The sequence below is a fragment of the Arthrobacter sp. Marseille-P9274 genome (assembly GCF_946892675.1).
Lineage (GTDB): Bacteria > Actinomycetota > Actinomycetes > Actinomycetales > Micrococcaceae > Crystallibacter.
Window position 1 is genome coordinate 1373846 of sequence record NZ_CAMPOV010000001.1, and the last position, 18485, is coordinate 1392330.

Below are 18485 nucleotides of genomic sequence, written 5' to 3' on the forward strand. Positions count from 1 at the left end.
CGAGGGAGATCATGCCGATTATTAACGATCCGCACCTGTTCAACGAGCAGAGCCTATTCGTCGACTTGGAAGGGGTGCTGGGCCGACGGCTCTACCTGAAGATCGAGGGATTCAACTTCGCCGGCTCGATTAAGCTCAAGCCCGCCAGGGAGATGGTCGAGCAGGCCGAGCGGACAGGCCTCGTCGGTCCCGGATCTGTGCTGGTCGAGTCCTCCTCGGGGAACCTCGGCGTCGCGCTCAGCATGATCGCTGCCAGCAAGGGGTATCACTTCGTATGCGTGATCGATCCGCGCTGCAACCCCGCGACCGCGCAGCTCATGGAGGCGCTCGGGGCACAGGTGGACCTGGTCACCGAGCCGGATCCCGTCGACGGTTTCCTGGGGGCACGACTCAACCACGTCCGTGAACTGTGCGCGTCGGACGACCGGTACGTCTGGCTCAACCAGTACTCGAACCCCGGCAACTGGGGAGCGCACTACCGCTGGACCGCTCCCGAGATCGCCGCCCAGTTCCCGGACCTTGACGTGTTGTTCGTCGGAGCCGGAACAACGGGCACACTGATGGGTTGCGCACGGTACTTCCGGGAGCACCGCCCTGACGTCCGGATCGTCGCGGTCGACGCGGTAGGGTCGGTCTCGTTCGGCCGCCCGCCGGCCACCCGCCTGATCCCCGGGCTCGGGATGAGTGTGCGGCCGCCCCAACTCGACGAGTCCCTGATCGACGATGTGGTGTTCGTCGAGGAGGTGGACACGGTGCGCGCTTGCCACCGCCTCGCCGCGGGCGGGTACCTGCTCGGGGGCTCCACCGGAACCGTGGTCCACGGCGCCATGACATGGCTTGAGGCCCACCAGGCCCGGGATATCACCGCGGTGACCATCTCTCCCGATATGGGCCGCCCGTACCTGGACACCATCTACCAGCCCGACTGGGTGCTGGACCACTTCGGGGCCGACGCTGCCGCCGACGCCGCCTCGACTGCAGACCCAGGTCTACAGTCTGACCCGATGTCGAGGCCACAACTCCCGGCAGCCGCCCCGCGGACTGATTCCGTGGCACTAAGGAGCATTTCGCAGTGAACGAGTTCGTCGAAACGCTGCCAACGTCACCAGGTACCACGATTCCGACAACTCCGACGACTTCCCAGAGGGTCGATTCTCCAGCCACTCCCGCCACCGGCGTAAACAGTGCGGACACGTCGTTGGAGCGTCGGCTGGCGGATCTTCTCGCATCGGTAGTGAAGAAGGACGACGTCGCCGTGGACGCCAACTTCTTCTACGAATTGGGTGCGGATTCGCTGGTGATGGCGCAGTTCTGCGCCCGGGTGCGCAAACAGCCGGACCTGCCTGCCGTGTCGATCAAGGACATCTACCAGCACCCGACGATCTCGGCGCTGGCCGCGGCCCTGGCACCGGCGGAAGAGGCGTCGGCGACGGCACAAGTGCAGGACCGGTTGGCTGAGGTGCTGGCAGGCGTGCTGGATGGCAAGCAGGTGGCGGTGGACAGCCACTTCTTCCAGGACCTGGGCGCGGATTCGCTGGTGATGGCCAAGTTTTGCGCCAGGGTGCGCAAGCAGCCGGATCTGCCGAAGGTCTCCATCAAGGACGTCTACCAGCACCCGACGATCGCGGCCCTGGCCGCGGCCCTGGCACCGGCGGAAGAGGCGCCGGCGACGGCACAGGTGAGGGATCGCCTGGCCGAGGTGCTGGGCGGGGTGCTCGGCATCGATGACGTCCCGATGGACAGCGACTTCTTCCAGGAGCTTGGCGCGGACTCGCTGGTGATGGCCAAGTTTTGCGCCAGGGTGCGCAAGCAGCCGGATCTGCCCCAGGTGTCCATGAAGGAGATTTACCGCAACCCGAATATCTCCGCGCTGGCGGCGGCCCTGCAGGTTCCCCCGCAGCAGGACAAGGAGGCGGAGCCCTCGCCGGCGGTGGCGTCCGTGCCGGAGACGCCGCCGCCCATGGACGCGCGGACGTGGGAGTATGTCCTCTGCGGCGCCCTGCAGGTGCTTGTCTATTTCGGCTACTGCCTGCTCGCCGGGTTCATCGCGGTCGTGGGGTACCAGTGGTTGTTCCCGGCCGCCGGGCCGGGCAACCATCACTGGTTGAGCCACGGGACGGATTTCTGGGTGCTCTACCTGCGCTCGATCGGCTACGCCGCGGCAACGTTCGTGCTGCTGTGCATCCTGCCGGTGGCCGCCAAGTGGATTTTCATCGGGCGCTTCCGGCCCAAGGAGATCCGCATCTGGAGTCTGGCCTACTTCCGGTTCTGGCTGGTCAAGGCGCTGATGCGCACCTCGCCCCTGTCGCTGATGACCGGTTCGCCGCTGACGACCTTCTACCTGAGGGCGATGGGCGCGAAGGTCGGCCGAAACGTGATGATCATGACCAATCGGCTGCCGATCTGCACCGACCTCCTGACGATCGGGGAGGGAACGGTGATCCGCAAGGACGCCATGCTCAACGGGTACCGTGCCCATGGCGGCGTCATCCAGTTGGGTGGGGTCACGCTGGGCAAAGAAGTGATCATCGGCGAGGGCAGTGTCCTGGACATCGACACGTCGATGGGCGACCGCGCGCAGCTGGGCCACCGGTCCGCTCTCTACACCGGCCAAACCGTGCCCGCGGGCGAGCGGTGGCACGGCTCGCCCGGCCGGCCCGGAGGCGCGGACTACGCCACGGTTGAGCCGACTCCCTACCGGCCGTGGCGGCGCGGATGGTTCGCCGTTTCCCAGGTCCTGACCACGCTCGGGCTGGGCCGCACCATAATCGGACTGGCGATCACGCTGGTCGTCCTGGCGAACCCGAACGTCGCGGCCCTTCTGGAGTCACACGAGTGGGCGTTCGCCGAGTGGGTCTTCTACGCCGACGCCGTCGCCTACGCCGGCCTGAGCGTCTTCGGCGGAACGGTCATGGCGCTGGTCCTCATCACGACCCTGCCGCGGCTGCTCCAACTCGCGGTGAAGCCCGACACGGTGTATCCGCTGTTCGGGCTGCGGGACGCGGCGGCACGGGCGGTGGGCAAGATGACCAACAGCCCCATGCTCGGGGGGATATTTGGCGACAGCTCCTACGTGGTGAACTACGTGCGGGCCATCGGGTACCGCCAGCCGCAGGTCCAACAGACCGGTTCGAATTTCGGCACGGGGTTCAAGCACGACAACCCGTACCTGACGACCATCGGCACCGGCACGATGATCGCCGACGGGGTGTCATTCATGAACGCGGACTACTCGGCGACGTCGTTCAAGGTCAGCGGGGTGGCTCTCGGTGCCCACAACTTCCTGGGCAACGCCGTTCTGTACCCCGCCGAAGCCAGGACCGGGGACAACTGCCTGCTCGCGACCAAGGTGATGGTGCCCGTCGACGGGCCGGTGCGCCACGATGTCGGCCTGCTCGGGTCGCCGGCGTTCGAGATCCCCCGCTCCGTGCTGCGGGACGCCCTCCCCGAGGAGCACCGGAGCCCTGCCCACCGCCGCCGGGACCTGGCGGCCAAGAACCGGCACAACCTGCTCACGATGGCATTCCTGATGCTGGTGCGGTGGCTCAACGTGTCGCTGGCCATGCTGATTATGTTCGCCGCCCTCGAACTGTCCGACATGTTCGGCTTCCTTGCGCTCAGCGCGGGCTTCGTCGTGACGCTCGTGGTGGGCTCGCTGGTCCCCATCGGCATCGAGCGACTCACGACGGGCTTCCGGCGGCTCAAGCCCCAACTCTGCTCGATCTACGACCCCTACTTCTGGTGGCACGAGCGGTACTGGAAGATGTCGCTGCAGCACCGGTACGCGACAGTCTTCAACGGGACGCCGTTCAAGCCGCTGGTGTGGCGTCTGCTGGGCGTGCGGATGGGATCCCGGGTCTTCGACGACGGCTGCGGGATCATCGAGCGGACCCTGGTGACGATCGGCTCCCGCTGCACGCTGAACAACGGCACCACGATCCAGTCCCATTCCCAAGAGGACGGCATGTTCAAATCCGACTACAACGTCATCGGGGACGACGTCACGCTCGGCGTCGCCGCCTTTGTCCACTACGGCGTGACCATTGAAGACGGTGCCGTTGTCACCGCCGACTCCTTCGTGATGAAGGGGACGACCCTCACCCGGGGATCCCTGTGGGGTGGCAACCCGGCCGAAGAGGCCCGAGCCGCCGCCACGTCCCCCCTCGCACTGGAAAGGCCCGCATCATGACCACCACCTCTGCGCTGACCTGCCGCACCGTCGCCGACCCCTCGTCGGGCCCGGGCAACGACCGGGCCGCCCCCGTGGGGGCCGCCCCGACGGCGATTCCCAGGTGGACGCAGGACCGCCGGCCGGGTCAGGGACGGGTCGAAGTTGCGGTTCCGGAGGACCTGCGCCAGGCCGTATGGACACTGTCCCGCACGCTGGACGCGGCCCCTGCAGCGATCTGGCTGGCGGCCCACGCAAGGGTACTCCAGGCGCTGTCCGGCGAAACACAGGTCACGACCGGCTGCCGGGACGCATCGGGGACCTGGCCCTGCGAACTCGATTTGGGACTAGGGTCATGGCGGGCGCTGGTCTCCGCGGCCCGTATCCGGCAGGTACAGGCACACGCCGGTCGAGCCGAGGAACCACAGGCGGGGCGGACGCCGGTTTCCGCAGCGTACGAGGTGCTGCTCAGCACCGACCACGACGACGATCCCGAACTCCCGGAGGGCCTCGTCCTGGGCGTGTCCCTCCTCGACGCCGCAGGTGGCGAAGCGTTGCGCCTGCGCTACCGCCGCGACGTCCTCGACGAGGACGCAGCCGTCCGGATCGCCGGCTATCACCTGAGCGCACTCCGCCATCTGGTCGCCGACCCCGATGCGGAGCCCGCCGATGCCGACCTCGTCGATCCCGACGAGCGGCGCCTGCAATTGGAACAGCTGGCCGGACCCGAGCGGCCCCGGCCCCAGCGGCGCTTCCACGAGCTGTTCGAGGAGCGAGTGCGGCAGCATCCCGAGCGTATCGCTGCCGTCCAGGCCTCACGGCAGTGGACCTACGCGGAGCTGAACGCCCGTGCCAACCGGATCGCCCGTGCCCTGCTGGCCCACGGAGTACAGAGGGAGGACATTGTGGCGGTTGTCGCCGAGCGGGACCTCGAGTGGATGGCCGCAGTCATCGGCATCCTCAAGGCCGGAGGCGCGTACCTGCCGATCGAACCGCACTTTCCCTCCGAGCGGATCGCTAGAACGCTCACTCGGGCCGGATGCAGCACGGTACTGAGCGAGGAAGGCAGCACCACCACGCTCGACGAGGCACTCGAAGGGATGCCTGCAGTGACGAAGCTTCTGTTCGAGGACGTCGAGGCCGAGGGGCATGTCGCCGACGACCTCGGCATGGACGTGCGGCCAAACCAACTCGCCTACGTCTACTTCACCTCGGGCTCCACGGGCGAACCGAAGGGTGCGATGTGCGAGCACGAGGGGATGGTGAACCACCTGTACGCCAAGATCGAGGACCTCGGGATCGGCCCGGGTGACGTTGTCGCCCAGACCGCTCCCCAGTGTTTCGACATCTCGCTATGGCAGCTGGTCTCGGCCTTGCTCGTCGGCGGCCGCACACACATCGTCGGGCAGGACCGGATCCTCGACCTCGAGCGCTTCGTCGACACGATCGAACGGGGCGAAGTCGCGGTCTTCCAGGTCGTCCCGTCGTACCTGGATGCGGTGGTGGCTTACCTGGACGGCAAACCCCGCGCCCTGCCCAGCCTTCGGTGCGTCTCGGCGACCGGGGAGGCCCTGAAGCCGGAGCTAATCCGCCGCTGGTTCGCCGTGATGCCCGACGTCAAGCTAGTCAACGCCTATGGGCTGACGGAGACCTCGGACGACACGAACCACGAAGTGATGAGCTCCGCGCCCGCGGGTGACTACGTGCCGTTGGGGCCGCCGATCCCGAACGTCCGGATCCACATCCTCGACGAACGGCAGCGGCTCGTGCCACTCGGCGCACCGGGCGAGATCGCCTTCTCCGGGGTGTGCGTGGGCCGCGGCTACATCAACGACCCGGAGCGCACGGCACAGGCCTACTCCACCGACCCCTTCGTGGACGGCGCGCGGCTCTACCGGGCTGGCGACTATGGCCGCTGGTCACCGGACGGCAAGCTGGAGTACTTGGGCCGGCGGGACAACCAGGTCAAGATCTCAGGGTTCCGCATCGAGATCGGCGACATCGAGAACGCGCTGCTGCGGGTTCCCGGCGTCCGCGACGGCGCCGTGGTTGTCGGCGAGGGCGCCGGGCAGTCCAAGTTCCTGGTGGCGTTCTACTCCGGCAACCGGTCGCTCGACGTCGACGAAATCCGCAGCGAGATGGGCGCGCGGGTACCGGGCTACATGGTTCCGTCGACGTACAGGTGGCAGGAGAGCCTGCCCCTGACCGGCAACGGGAAGATCGACCGAAAGGCCTTGACCCGCATGGCGCGGGAGATCGTTCCAGAGACCGGCACCGCCACGGAAGCCCTCTCGGCCACCGAGCAGCGGCTCGCCGAGGCATGGGCGACGGTGCTCGGCCTACCGGCGGGCCGGATCGGCGGGCAGGACTCGTTCTTTGAACTGGGCGGGACCTCGCTGTCCGCGGTGAAGCTCGCCGTCCTGCTCAAGCGCTCGGTGTCGATCAAGGACATCATGCAAACGCCAGTCCTGGCGGACCTGGCGACCCTGCTCGAGGCCTCGTCCCTGGCGGACGCTGCCGTTCCGGCCGCCCCGCGACCGGCGGGAGCCGCCGCGGAGCCCACCGCCATGGCCCCGGTAGGACAACCCCTTGACCACTCAAACCCGCAAATCGTGAAACGAGAGGATCTCTCATGACTTCGCCTGCACCCAGGACCCAGTTAGACGTGGAACGCCAAGCCGGCCGGCCACCGATGCTCACTGTCGAGAACGGAGACGATTCCGCACGGTGGGCAGGACAGCACAGCGAGGCCCTGCGCATGGCGGTCGCCGAGCACGGCGCGGTCTTGGTCCGCGGGCTCGGCCTCCGCGATCCAGCCGAAGTAGCTGATGTCTACCGCCGGCTGGTCCCAAGCGGCCTCATGCCGGACCGGGAAGCCTTTGCCGCCAGGCAGCCCTATCTCGACGGCGTTTACTCGTCTCTGACATGGCCTGCGAACCAGCCCATGTGCATGCACCACGAAGTCAGCTACGCGCTCGAGTTCCCCGGTCTGATGCTCTTCGCTTGCCTCCAGGCGCCCAGCGCCGGCGGTGCGACCGGCGTGGCTGATGCCCGCGCAGTGCTGGACGCCCTGCCTGCGGAAATCGTCCAGCGGTTCGAAAGCGAGGGGTGGCTGCTAGCACGCAGCTACAACGAGGACATCGGGGCTACCTACGAGGAGGCGTTCGGGGTCGCCGACCGCGCCGCCGTCGAGGAATACTGCCGCGCCCACGCGATCGAGTTCGAGTGGCAGCCCGACGGAGAGCTCCGTACGCGGCAACGGCGCCCCGCCGTGGTGAGGCACCCAGTGACGGGCGAGCGCTGCTGGTTCAATCAGGTCGCGTTCTTGAACGAGTGGACGATCGCCCCCGAGGTGCGGGAGTACCTCGTGGACGTCTACGGTCCCGACGGACTGCCGTTCAACACGCGCTTCGGCAACGGCGAGCCGATCGGCGAGGACATCGTCGCCCTCTTGAACGAGGTCTACGAGGAACACACCCTCCGGACCCCTTGGGAAACCGGGGACCTCATGCTGGTCGACAATATCCGCATGGCCCACAGCCGGGAGGCCTACGAGGGGCCTCGGGAGGTACTGGTCGGCATGGCCGAGCCGCGCAATGTATTTGATCTCGTTACCCAGGACGGTGCCCGATGACTGACTACGCCAATTCCCCAGCCGCTGCCGCGTTGGAGCCGAAGACGGTTCCACCGTTCGCGGTCATTCCCGGATCCCAGGTGCAGGAGGTGCTCAGCGGCCGGGAGAAGCAGGTCGTCGAGCTGGTCGAGCAGACCTACCGGACGCACGCGGCCGGCGACTCGGTGAACCCCCCGTCCTACTTCCTGCGCTTCCCGGACCGGCCCTCATCGCGCATCATCGCGCTGCCCGCCTCGGTCGGAGGGGACGTAGGGGTCGACGGCATCAAGTGGGTCTCCAGCTTCCCGGACAACGTGGCGTCGGGGATACCCCGCGCCTCTGCCGTGCTGATACTCAACGACCGGGCGACTGGGTACCCCTTCGCCTGCATGGAGAGCTCCATCATCAGCGCCTCCAGGACGGCGGCGTCGGCCGCCGCTGCCGCGGACTGGCTCAGCCGAGGACGGGGACGGGGACGCCCACGGCGCATCGGCTTCTTCGGCGTGGGCCTCATCGCCCGGTACATCCACACCTTCCTCGCCGAGACCGGTTGGTCCTTTGACGAGATCGGCGTGCACGACCTCTCGAGCGAGAGCGCGGAGGGGTTCAAGGGCTACCTCGAGCGCAGCGGCACCGCAGCCCGCGTGACCGTACATGGTAGCCCCGAACAGCTGATTCGGAGCAGCGACCTTGTCGTGTTCGCCACCATCGCGGGCCAGCCGCACGTACACGACGTGGCGTGGTTCGAGCACAACCCGTTGGTGCTGCACGTGTCCCTGCGCGACCTCGCCCCGGAGATCCTGATGGCGTCGACCAACATTCTGGACGACGTCGACCACTGCCTGAAGGCCGGAACATCTGCCCACCTCGTGGAGCAGATGGTCGGTCACCGGGACTTCGTGGACGGCACCCTGGCCGATGTCATGGCCGGCAGGGTCTCGCTGGCGGACGACCGTCCGGTGGTGTTCTCGCCGTTCGGCCTGGGCGTGCTCGATTTGGCCGTGGGTAAGTTCGTCTACGACGAACTCGCCAGCCACGGCCAGCTCCGGGTGGTCGACGACTTCTTTTCCGAACTGCGACGGTACGGATGACCCGCACCCGACCACGTTCATCGATTCGCACCCACCGAGGAGTGACATGATGCTCTCGCTACCGCAGATGCTGGGGAATGTATCCAAGGCAAACGTCCAGTCTCCAGACGACTGGGCAGGGTCGGTCACCGACGTCCTGCGGGACGCCGCGATCTACCACCACGCCGGAAACGGCTTCTACCGCGCCCAGTGTGACGCGTTAGGAGTCGATCCCGCCGCGATCAATGACATCAACGACCTTCAAGACCTGCCACTGCTGCCGGTCGGCATGTTTAAGCGTCCCGACGCCCAGGTGCTGCTCACCTGCTCTCTGGCCGACGTCGAGACCGAGACCAGCTCCAGCGGTACCCGAGGTGTCCCGTCCGTCGCCCGCCGCAACAGCGAGACAGTGACCCGGGCGCTGGTTGGACTGATCGGGACCTACCGCGAGTTCTTCAGCCTGTCCGGGGGCGCGGGACTTTTCTTGAACCCGTCGGACTCCGAAGCCTCGGAGATGGGTCTGCTCAAGGACCTCAACATCCTCAACAGCGTCTTCGACCATCACGCATACCTCGTTGCCGACCGGGCGTTCGATGCCAGGGCGGCTCTGGAGCACCTGAGCCGGTGGAGGGGCCACATGACCCGGCACATCGTCGGTCCGCCGTTCCTCATCAACCGGCTCTTCCGGTTCCTCGAGCAGGAGAAGATCAATGTGCGCTTGGACCCGTACAGCATGATCATCACTCTCGGCGGTTGGAAGAAGCACACGGCCGAGGCCATCCCTGCTGAAGGCTTCCGGGAGCGCTGCCACGACCTGCTCGGCGTGCGCCCGGGGAACGTGCGCGACATGTACGGGATGATCGAGTCGAACATGCTCGCGGTCGAATGCCACCTGCATCGCATGCACGTCCCGCCGTGGTGCTACATCTCCATCCGAGACCCTGGACAGACCGGCAAGGAGCTCGCTCCGGGGGACACCGGCACCATTGCCATAATGGACGCGCTCAGCACCAGCTATCCCGGTTTCCTCCTCACCGACGACGTGGGCGACGTCGAGACCGGCACCTGCGGGTGCGGGAGGACCGGCCAGGTCATCAACTTCCGCCGTCGGGGGCAGGGCGGCGGGCTTGGCCACTGCCCCGTCAGCATCGAGCGCTACCTCGCCGCGGGCACCACCGCCATCGATGAGGCGCCGGCTCTCGTGAAGGCCTGAGTTCGCGGCGCCTCAGCCACCGCCCGACCCGGTTGCCATGGCCCTGGCGAGGCCGGCGGGCAGGATATCGCGGGAACGCCCGTTCGACGGCGCCCGACCCATCGGGCGCCGTCGAGCGGCCGCGGCGCAGGGGCACTAGGGCGCAGGGGCACTAGTAGGTATCGCCCGCTGCGCGCAGGGCGTCCGGCAGCCGGGACGCCGCAGCCTGGTCGACCAGCCAGAGTGTTGCCTGCCGGCCGCGGGCTCCCGTCGCGGGGACCTGCACGTCGTTGGCACCCGACAGCGCCAGCCCTGCGGCGCAGGCCTTGTCCTCGCCGCCCACCACGATCCAGACCTCCTCGGCGGAGTTGATCACGGGCAGGGTGAGGCTTACCCGCTGCGGCGGAGGCTTGGGGGAGTCCTCGACGCCAATGGCGGCACGCTCCAGCTCCCGGATCCCGGCCATGTCGGGAAAGAGCGAAGCGATGTGCCCGTCCGGACCCATTCCCAGCAACAGCACGTCAAAACGCGGCAGCGGAAGGCCGTCCCCGCCGTCGTTGGCGTCCCGGCCCGAGGCCCGGCGCAGTTCTTCGGCGTAAGCGTCCGCCGCTTCGTGCGGGCTCCCGAAGTCATCCGTGGAACCGAACGCGTGCACGCGTTCCTCGGCGATGTCCAGCGAGTCGAGGAGGGCCTGCCGGGCCTGCAGCTCGTTACGGTCCGGGCTGTCCTTAGCCACGAAACGTTCGTCGCCCCACCAGAAGTCCACCCGCCGCCAGTCCACGTCAACGCGCGAAGCATCGGCGGCGACCGCCCGCAAGGTGTTGATGCCCAGCGAGCCGCCGGTCAGGACGACCGAGGCGTCGCCATGGTGCTTCTGGGCCAGGGCAAGGCGCGCAATCAGCCGCCGCGCCGCTGCCGCGGCCAGGATCTCGGTGTCAGGGTGGATGTGCAGGACCGGTTCAGCGTTCACTGCGGCGTACGCTCCTTAGGTTGGTGCGGGGCAATCCTTCGGTCAGTACTTCGCCGAAGACTTCGTCCGGGTCGAGGCGGCGAAGCTCTTCGGCCAGGCACTCCTCGATGGAGCGCCGCGGAAGGGTGATGCGCTGGACCGGCTGGTTCGGCTGGATCAGTTCGGCCACGCTCAAGCCCGGCCGCAGGATCCGGATGTCGCCGTCGACCCGGGTGATCCGGACGCCGCGGATCCCGATGCCCGCGGCCTCTTCGACGATGGTGACCGGAGCATCGAGCGCCCGTGTGAGCCAGGCCGCCAGCAGGACGGTGCTGGGGGAGTCGGAGGCGCCCTCGACGGCGACGGAGGTCACGGGGGAGTATTCGACCTGGTCGAGCACGGCGGCCAGCTGGATGCGCCAGTTGGTCAGCCGCGTCCAGGCCAGGTCAGTGTCTCCCGCCGCGTAGGTCCGGCGCAGCTGTTCGAGCGCAAGCTTTGGCTTCGGCTCGTGGGCGGAGTCGGTGATCCGCCGGTGCGCGATGCGGCCGATCGAGGTCGCCGAGGCGTTCTCCGGCATGCCGTGCGGCCACCAGGCCACGATCGGCGCGTCCGGCAGCAGCAGGGCGGACACCAGGGAGTCGCTTTCGCCCGCGAGTTCGCCGTAGCCGTAGAGCACCACGACCTCGGAGGCGCCAGCGTCCCCGCCGACGCGGATCTGCGCGTCAAGCTTCGTCGGTTCATCCGCGCCCGCGTCCACGAGCACGATGATGCGGCAGGGATGCTCGCGGCTGGCGGTGTTGGCGGCGTGAATCGCCACTTCCTCGTTGCCGGCCGTGGTGAGGACGACGAGCGTCAGCACCCGGCCCAGGGTGACCACGCCGCCCTGCTCGCGCATCGAGACGATCTCCTTCGAGACCTTGGAGGTGGTGGTGTCCAGCAAATCGACTATCAAGGCCTTCTCCAGGAACGTCCGTCGCGGGCCAGCAGGGCATCTGCCGACGCCGGGCCCCAGCTGCCCGGGGCGTAGGGTTCGGGCTTGTCGCCGCTGCGCGTCCAGTAATCCTCGAACGGATCGAGGATCTTCCAGGACAGCTCGACTTCCTCATGGCGGGGGAACAGCGGGGGTTCGCCCAGCAGGACATCGAGGATCAGCCGCTCGTAGGCTTCGGGGCTGGATTCGGTGAAAGCGTGGCCGTAGCCGAAGTCCATCGACACGTCGCGGACCTCCATCTGCGTGCCCGGCACCTTGGAGCCGAAGCGGATGGTCGCCCCCTCGTCCGGCTGGACGCGGATGACCACTGCATTCTGGCCGAAGTCCTCGTCCTTATGGTCCCGGAAGAGCAGGTTTGGAGCGCGTTTAAGCACGACGGCGATTTCGGTCACCCGCCTGCCGAGGCGCTTGCCGGCCCGCAGGTAGAACGGGACACCGGCCCAGCGCCGCGTGTGGATGTCCAAGCGCAGCGCGGCGAAGGTCTCGGTGGTTGACTCCGGGTTGAAGCCTTCCTCCTCCAGGTAGCCTTTGACCTTCTCGCCGCCCTGCCAGCCGCCGGTGTACTGACCGCGGGCCGAGTGGGTGGAGAGGTCTTCGGGCAGCCGGATTGCGGCCAGGACCTTCTCCTTCTCGGCGCGCAGATCCTCCGCGTTGAAGGAGATCGGCTCCTCCATGGCGGTCAGCGCGAGCAGCTGGAGCAAATGGTTCTGGATGACGTCGCGGGCTGCCCCCACGCCGTCGTAATACCCCGCCCTGCCGCCGATGCCGATGTCCTCGGCCATGGTGATCTGCACATGGTCGACGTAGTTGGCGTTCCAGAGCGGCTCGAACATCTGGTTGGCGAAGCGCAGTGCCAGGATGTTCTGGACCGTCTCCTTGCCCAGATAGTGGTCGATCCGGAACACCGAGTCCGCGGGGAACACCGACTCGACGATGCTGTTGAGCTCGCGGGCGGACTGCAGGTCGTGGCCGAAGGGCTTTTCGATCACCACGCGCCGCCAGGTGCCTGGCTCGCCCTGGGCCAGGCCGTGCGCGGAGAGCTTCTCGCAGACCTGCTCGAAGTCCTTCGGCGGGATCGACAGGTAGAACGCATGGTTTCCGCGTGTGCCGCGGGTCTGGTCGAGCTCGCCCACGACCTCCTTCAGCCGCGCGAACGCCTCGTCGTCGCCGAATTCACCCTGGACGAACCGCATGCCGGCGCTCAGCTGTTCCCAGACATCGGCCTGGAACGGTGTCCGGGCGTACTGTTCGACCGCCGCCCGGACCTGGTCGGCGAAATCCTCGTCGCTCCAGGCGCGGCGGCCGAATCCGACGAGGGCGAAGCTCGGCGGGAGCAGGCCGCGGTTGGCCAGGTCGTACACAGCGGGCATGAGCTTCTTGCGGGCGAGGTCGCCGGTCACGCCGAAGAGAACCAGCGACGACGGCCCCGCGATCCGGTTCAGCCGCCGGTCGCGGGGGTCGCGCAGGGGGTTGCGCCGGTTGTTTGCGGAAGGGACCATCAGCGCTTTCCGCCGGAGAGCGCCGAAACCGCCTGCAGCAGCTGTGCCGTGCCTGCCTCCCGGTCCCGAAGGTGCAGGCGGAGCACGGGCCGGCCGTGGTCAGCCAGGACCTGTGCGTCGCCGGCCGCCTGTGCCGCGATCAGCTCGCCGAAGGTAAACGGCCGTTCGGGGATCGCCAGGTCCTCCGCCGCGGCGGCGGTGATCTGCAGGTAGGCGCCGACGGCGGGCCCGCCCTTATGGAACTGCCCGGTCGAATGCAGGAAGCGCGGTCCCCAGCCGAAGGTGACCGGCCGCCGGGCGGCGGTTGCGAGTTCGGGGCGCAGGCTCTCCAGTTCGGCCTGGCCGAACCGGTCCAGGTACGCCTGCACGCTCAGGTAGCCGTTGGCGTCCAGCGTGCCCAGCAGGGCGCGGATGGCACCCTCCACCGTCTCCGCCCCGCCCAGCCAGTCGCCGTTCGCGCGGATCTCGACCGCGTGGTCGACGGCCAGCGGCGCCGGAGTCTCCGGTTGCGCGTCGAGCAGCCCGCGGGCGGCGTTCTTGGCCGCCTCGACGTCCGGCTGGTCGAAGGGATTGATGCCGAGCAGCCGCCCGGCCACCGCGGTCGCCGCTTCCCACAGCAGCAGCTGGCTGCCGAGTGTGCCGGACACGGCCGCCTCGTTTCCGGCAAGGTCCACCTCGGCCTCTGCGGAAACCAGGCGAATGACCAGCACGTCCGGGGCGTCGAAGGAGGCCTCCGGGGCGGATTCACCGACGACGACGGGCAGGACGCCCGTGCCCAGCTTGCCTGTGGATTCGGCGATCAGCTGCTCCGCCCAGTCCGCAAACCCGACGATGCCGGACGCCTCGTCCAGCAGGACGATCTTGTCGCGCAGGGGATCCGTTCCGCCGAGGACGGCGCCGAGCGCCAAGGCGATGTTGTCCGGGTCGTCATCGGCCAGGATCTCGGCCGCTTCCTCAGCGTCGTCCAACAGCGTCTCGATGTCCACCCCGGCCAGGCCGGTGGGAACCAGGCCGAAGGCAGTCAGCGCGGAGTACCGGCCGCCGACATTCGGGTCCGCGTTGAAGACCGCCCGATACCCGGCCTCACGGGCGCTGGCGTCCATGGGGGAGCCCGGGTCCGTTACGACGATGATCCGTGACGCCGCGTCAAGCCCGGCCGCGGTGAAGGCCTGCTCGAAAATCCGCCGCTGCGAGTCGGTCTCGACCGTCGAGCCGGACTTCGAGGAGACCACCAGCGCCGTTTCGGCCAGCCGTTCATCCAGCGCAGCGCGCACCTGCTGCGGATCCGTGCTGTCCAGCACGGTCAGTTCCACGCCGGCGGTATTGCTGATGACCTCCGGGGCGAGCGACGAGCCGCCCATGCCGGCGAGCACGATCCGGGTGACGCCTTCGGCGCGGAGTTCGTCCCTCAGCTGCAGGATCTGCGCAACGAGCGGCCGTGAGACCGCCGCGGCGTCCACCCAGCCGAGCCGGACCTCGGCTTCCTGCTCAGCCTCAGGGCCCCAGAGGGTGTGGTCCTTGGCGGCCAGCCGCGAGGCAACTTTGTCTTCGACGAGGACGGGGACGTGCTGTTCAACGGCAGCGCGGGCGGCGCCGGAGGCCTGGATCGACAATGCCCCCACGGTTACTCCTGCCCCGCCTCGTCCAGCGCGGTGCGGACGGTCTGGAGGAGCTCGGACCAGCTGGCCACGAACTTCTCGAGTCCTTCTTCTTCGAGGAGGTCCACGACTTCCTTGTACGAAATGCCCTGCGCATCCACGGCGTCCAGGACGCGGTTCGCTTCCTCGTAGGTGCCTGCGACGGTGTTGCCCTTGACCTCGCCGTGGTCGACGACGGCGTCGAGCGTCTTGTCCGGCATGGTGTTCACGATTCCCTCGGCCACCAGCTCCGTCACGTACATGGTGTCCGGGTAGGCCGGGTTCTTGACTCCGGTGGAGGCCCAGAGCGGCCGCTGCGGGCGGGCGCCCGCCTCGGCCAGCAGCTGCCAGCGTTCGCTGGAGAAGAGCTCCTCGTAGATCTGGTACGCCAGCCGCGCGTTGGCGATGCCGGATTTGCCCATCAGGGCCTTGGCCTCGTCGCTGCCGTTGGCTTCGAGCCGCTTGTCGATCTCCGTGTCCACACGGGAAACGAAGAAGGAGGCGACCGAGTGGATGTGGGCCAGCTTGTGGCCGTTCTCCTTGGCCTGCTCGAGCCCGAGCATGAATGCGTTGATCACCTCGCGGTAGCGTTCGAGCGAGAAAATCAGGGTGACGTTGACGCTGATCCCCGCGGCCAGGGTCGTGGTGATGGCTTCCAGCCCCTCCACCGTCGCCGGGATCTTGATGAACACGTTGCTCCGGTTGACCTTGGCGTGCAGCTTGCGCGCCTCGTCAATGGTTCCTGCGGTGTCCCTCGCCAGCCGGGGATCGACTTCGATGGACACGCGCCCGTCGACTCCGCCGGTATGCTTGGCGAGGCCCGAGAAGATGTCGCAGGCCTCGGAGACGTCGTCGGTGGTGATCGCGAAAACCGCGGCGTCGACGTCGGCCTCTTCCTCAGCCAGCTCAGTGATCTGCGCGGCGTAGGATTCACCATTCTTGAGCGCGGCGGCGAAGATGGACGGATTCGTCGTCACGCCGACGACGTTCTTCTCGGCGATCAGGTTCCGGAGCTCGCCGGTGGTGATCAGCTCGCGGGAAAGATCGTCAAGCCAGATCGAGACGCCGGCGTCGGACAGGGCCTGGGTGTTCTTGTTGGACATACGGGGCTCCTTAGGAAGTTGCCTGGGCGATGGAATCACGCGCGGCCGCGGTGACGGCCTCGGAGGTGATTCCGAACTCACGGAACAGCGTCTTGTAGTCGGCCGAGGCACCGAAATGCTCCAGGCTGACGCAGCGGCCGGCGTCGCCGACGAGGCGGTGCCAGCTCTGGGCGACTCCGGCCTCGACCGACACACGGGCGCGGACCGCCGCGGGCAGGACGGATTCGCGGTACTGGGCATCCTGCCGGTCGAACCACTCGAGGCACGGCACCGAGACGACGCGGGCGGCGATTCCCTCGCCCTGGAGCGTTTCCCGGGCCTCCACCGCGAGCTGCACCTCGGAGCCCGTGGCGAGCAGGATGACGTCCGGCTGGACCGCCTGGCCGTCCTTCTCGGCCTCGGCCAGGACGTAGGCGCCCCGCGCCACGTTGTCGGCGGAGGCGAATCCGCCGTCGCCGCGGTCGAACACCGGCAGGTTCTGGCGCGTCAGGACGATGCCCGCGGGATTCTCGTGGTTCTCCAGCATCACCTTCCAGGCCTGGGCCACCTCGTTGGCATCTGCGGGGCGGACGACGTCCAGGCCGGGGATCGCGCGCAGGCTCGCCAGCTGCTCGACCGGCTGGTGGGTCGGGCCGTCCTCGCCGAGGCCGATCGAATCGTGCGTCCAGACATAGATCGACGGAACGCCCATCAGCGCGCCAAGGCGGATGGCCGGCCGCTGGTAGTCGCTGAAGATCAGGAACGTGCCGGAAAAGGCGCGGGTCTTCGAGCTGAGCACGATGCCGTTGACGATCGCCGCGGCGGCATGTTCGCGGATGCCGAAGTGCAGGACGCGTCCGTAAGGATTGCCGGACCAGGCATCCGTCTGCCGGGACTCCGGCACGAACGAGGGGGCGCTTTCGATCGTGGTGTTGTTGGATTCGGCCAGGTCCGCCGATCCGCCCCACAGTTCGGGAAGCACCGGTCCGATGGCGTTGAGGACCTTGCCGGACGCCGCACGGGTCGAGACATCCTTCTCCGAGCCGAACACCGGGAGCGACTCCGCCCAGTCCTGCGGCAGCTCGTACTTCTCGATCCGGTCCAGCAGGGCCGCGGCATCCTGGTTGGCCTCGCGCCACTGGGCGTAGGAGCTCTCCCATTCGGCCCGGGCTTCCTTGCCGCGCGCAGCCACCTGCCGCGCGTGTTCCAGCACGTCCGCGTCGATATGGAAGCGCTGCTCCGGATCGAAGCCGAGGACCTCCTTCACCCCGGCAACTTCCTCGGCGCCGAGCGCCGAACCGTGGATCTTGCCGGTGTTCTGCTTCTTCGGCGCGGGCCAGCCGATGATGGTCCGCAGGGAAATGATGGAGGGACGCCCCGTTTCGGCCTTGGCGGCCTTGAGAGCGTTGAAGAGTTCCTCGATGTCCTCTTTGTACTCGCCGGTGCGCGTCCAGTCCACGCGCTGCGTGTGCCAGCCGTAGGCCTCGTAGCGGTGCAGGACGTCCTCGCTGAAGGAGATGTTCGTGTCATCTTCGATCGAGATGTGGTTCTCGTCGTAGAGCACCACCAGGTTGCCCAGCTCCTGGTGTCCGGCCAGCGACGAAGCCTCGGAGGTGACACCCTCCTGCAGGTCGCCGTCCGACGCGATGACCCAGACGGTGTGGTCGAACGGACTCTTGCCCGCTTCGGCCTGCGGGTCGTAGAGACCGCGGGTGCGGCGCTGCGCGTAGGCAAAGCCGACGGCGGAAGCGAGGCCCTGCCCCAGCGGACCGGTGGTGATTTCGACGCCGGATGTGTGGCCGTACTCCGGATGCCCTGGCGTCAGCGAATCCCACGTGCGCAGCCGGCGCAGGTCCTCGATTTCCAGCCCGTAGCCGGACAGGAACAGCTGGATGTAGAGGGTCAGCGACGTATGGCCGGGGGAGAGGATGAAGCGGTCGCGGCCAACCCACTGGGGATCCGACGGATCGTGGCGCATCAGCTTCTGGAAGAGGAGATAGGCGGCGGGCGCCAGGCTCATGGCCGTGCCGGGATGTCCGTTCCCGACCTTTTCGACGGCGTCGGCGGCCAGGACACGCACCGTGTCCACCGCGCGCTGGTCCAGATCGGTCCAGGACAGTTCTTCCGAATGTGGCACTGGGGAGTCCCTCTCTCATCGTGGGTCTGACAGGCGCTAAATGGCCCCGAAACTGCCTCTCGGCAGGCACAAGTCCACCTTAGCGCCTTGCGGCCCGCTGCAAGCAGGATGCCAAGGCATGCGACCGGTAATAGTGGGACACACACT

General features: G+C 67.8%; 12 protein-coding genes. 6 read left to right on the forward strand and 6 right to left on the reverse strand.

Annotated elements, in window-relative coordinates:
* The first annotated feature begins 11 nt into the window (after positions 1–11).
* The 6 genes from sbnA to OC550_RS06255 are packed head-to-tail and all read left to right on the forward strand — an operon-like array spanning position 12 to position 10064.
* The gene (gene sbnA, locus OC550_RS06230) at positions 12–1076 is read left to right on the forward strand and encodes a 2,3-diaminopropionate biosynthesis protein SbnA (RefSeq protein ID WP_262104407.1); all 1065 of its coding nucleotides are present in this window, start codon (positions 12–14) and stop codon (positions 1074–1076) included.
* Entirely contained in the window at positions 1073–4189 is a 3117-nt protein-coding gene (locus OC550_RS06235; RefSeq protein ID WP_262104408.1) for a Pls/PosA family non-ribosomal peptide synthetase, read from the forward strand. The genes sbnA and OC550_RS06235 overlap by 4 nt, the downstream gene beginning before the upstream one ends.
* On the forward strand, positions 4186–6804 hold the full coding sequence (locus OC550_RS06240; protein WP_262104409.1) for a non-ribosomal peptide synthetase: 2619 nt from the start codon (positions 4186–4188) through the stop codon (positions 6802–6804). The genes OC550_RS06235 and OC550_RS06240 overlap by 4 nt, the downstream gene beginning before the upstream one ends.
* Positions 6801–7802 (forward strand): TauD/TfdA family dioxygenase, encoded by a 1002-nt coding sequence (locus OC550_RS06245; RefSeq protein ID WP_262104410.1) that lies wholly within the window; start codon positions 6801–6803, stop codon positions 7800–7802. Before OC550_RS06240 ends, OC550_RS06245 begins: the two co-directional genes overlap by 4 nt.
* On the forward strand, positions 7799–8872 hold the full coding sequence (gene sbnB / locus OC550_RS06250) for a 2,3-diaminopropionate biosynthesis protein SbnB (protein ID WP_262104411.1): 1074 nt from the start codon (positions 7799–7801) through the stop codon (positions 8870–8872). The genes OC550_RS06245 and sbnB overlap by 4 nt, the downstream gene beginning before the upstream one ends.
* Before the next feature lie 46 nt (positions 8873–8918).
* Complete coding sequence (locus OC550_RS06255) at positions 8919–10064, forward strand: acyl-protein synthetase (protein ID WP_262104412.1); 1146 nt, start codon at positions 8919–8921, stop codon at positions 10062–10064.
* A gap of 151 nt (positions 10065–10215) precedes the next feature.
* Here OC550_RS06255 and pgl read toward each other — a convergent pair whose 3' ends face one another.
* From pgl to tkt, 6 genes are read right to left on the reverse strand one after another with little or no spacing between them, the layout of a single operon-like run.
* Positions 10216–11013 carry a 6-phosphogluconolactonase gene (pgl, locus tag OC550_RS06260; RefSeq protein ID WP_262104413.1) on the reverse strand — a complete coding sequence of 266 codons (798 nt, stop codon included), beginning with the start codon at positions 11011–11013 and terminating at the stop codon, positions 10216–10218.
* Positions 11003–11944, reverse strand: a complete 942-nt coding sequence (locus OC550_RS06265) for a glucose-6-phosphate dehydrogenase assembly protein OpcA (protein WP_262104414.1) — start codon at positions 11942–11944, stop codon at positions 11003–11005. The genes pgl and OC550_RS06265 overlap by 11 nt, the downstream gene beginning before the upstream one ends.
* Positions 11941–13482, reverse strand: coding sequence for a glucose-6-phosphate dehydrogenase (zwf, locus tag OC550_RS06270; protein ID WP_262104415.1), 1542 nt, complete (start codon positions 13480–13482; stop codon positions 11941–11943). Before zwf ends, OC550_RS06265 begins: the two co-directional genes overlap by 4 nt.
* The gene (locus OC550_RS06275; protein WP_262104416.1) at positions 13482–15104 is read right to left on the reverse strand and encodes a glucose-6-phosphate isomerase; all 1623 of its coding nucleotides are present in this window, start codon (positions 15102–15104) and stop codon (positions 13482–13484) included. Before OC550_RS06275 ends, zwf begins: the two co-directional genes overlap by 1 nt.
* A 2-nt stretch (positions 15105–15106) precedes the next feature.
* Positions 15107–16222, reverse strand: coding sequence for a transaldolase (gene tal / locus OC550_RS06280; protein ID WP_262104417.1), 1116 nt, complete (start codon positions 16220–16222; stop codon positions 15107–15109).
* Positions 16223–16232: 10 nt separating this feature from the next.
* Positions 16233–18338, reverse strand: coding sequence for a transketolase (gene tkt / locus OC550_RS06285; RefSeq protein ID WP_262104418.1), 2106 nt, complete (start codon positions 18336–18338; stop codon positions 16233–16235).
* Between the last annotated feature and the right edge of the window lie 147 nt (positions 18339–18485).

Excerpts from the sequence above, each read along its gene's own strand:
- sbnA (WP_262104407.1), top strand. The coding sequence starts at position 12 with ATGCCGATTATTAACGATCCGCACCTGTTCAACGAGCAGAGCCTATTC.
- OC550_RS06240 (WP_262104409.1), top strand. The coding sequence starts at position 4,186 with ATGACCACCACCTCTGCGCTGACCTGCCGCACCGTCGCCGACCCCTCG.
- OC550_RS06245 (WP_262104410.1), top strand. The coding sequence starts at position 6,801 with ATGACTTCGCCTGCACCCAGGACCCAGTTAGACGTGGAACGCCAAGCC.
- sbnB (WP_262104411.1), top strand. The coding sequence starts at position 7,799 with ATGACTGACTACGCCAATTCCCCAGCCGCTGCCGCGTTGGAGCCGAAG.
- OC550_RS06255 (WP_262104412.1), top strand. The coding sequence starts at position 8,919 with ATGATGCTCTCGCTACCGCAGATGCTGGGGAATGTATCCAAGGCAAAC.
- zwf (WP_262104415.1), bottom strand. The coding sequence starts at position 13,482 with ATGGTCCCTTCCGCAAACAACCGGCGCAACCCCCTGCGCGACCCCCGC.
- tal (WP_262104417.1), bottom strand. The coding sequence starts at position 16,222 with ATGTCCAACAAGAACACCCAGGCCCTGTCCGACGCCGGCGTCTCGATC.